This window comes from Azospirillum griseum, from assembly GCF_003966125.1.
GTDB lineage: Bacteria > Pseudomonadota > Alphaproteobacteria > Azospirillales > Azospirillaceae > Azospirillum > Azospirillum griseum.
Map to the genome: position 1 here is coordinate 1 of NZ_RXMA01000130.1, position 562 is coordinate 562.

Here is a 562-nt window from a genome sequence, read left to right on the forward strand (position 1 = left end):
GGAAGAGATGGCCGCTGTGCGGGTCCTGGGCGAAGCGTTCCTGCACCAGCAACGCCAAGCTCGCCCAGCCCTTGCGCATGTCGGTGTGTCCGGTGGCCAGCCACACCCGCACCCCGCTCGGCACCGGGATCATGTCAGGGCTCCGACGACGGCCGCCGCCAGGGCCGGATCGACCGCCCCTTCCAGACGCAGGCGTGCCCCGCTGGGCAGGATGACCTCGACGACCGCCGGGCGCGTGGCCGGCGTCGCCGAAAGCGGCAATGGCTCAGAGGGGGCCACGACCGGCGGTTCCGTGACGCTCGGCTCCGGCGTGATGGTCACCGCGACGAAGCTGGGCGGTTCGGCCACGGACGTCCCGCCGACCTTCATCAGGTCCCGCCAGCGATATAGCAGGCTTTCGTGCACGCCCAACCGACGGGCCGCCTCCGTCACCACCACGCCGGGCCGAAACGCCTCCTCCACCATCCGCACCTTCTCCGCCGGCGTGTAGCTCCGCCGCCGTTCCCGGCCCGTCAAAACCTCGACCCGCTGATAAGCCATGACGTTTGCAACTCGTTTGCGT

The 562-nt window shown here is 70.3% G+C and carries 2 protein-coding genes; both read right to left on the bottom strand.

What is annotated here, in order from left to right:
* On the bottom strand, positions 1-133 hold a 133-nt coding region (gene tnpB / locus EJ903_RS28100), incomplete at its 3' end, for an IS66 family insertion sequence element accessory protein TnpB (RefSeq protein ID WP_148105330.1).
* Positions 130-562: IS66-like element accessory protein TnpA (gene tnpA / locus EJ903_RS26480; RefSeq protein WP_210211583.1), on the bottom strand; the 433-nt coding region annotated here is incomplete at its 5' end. The genes tnpB and tnpA, both read right to left, overlap by 4 nt.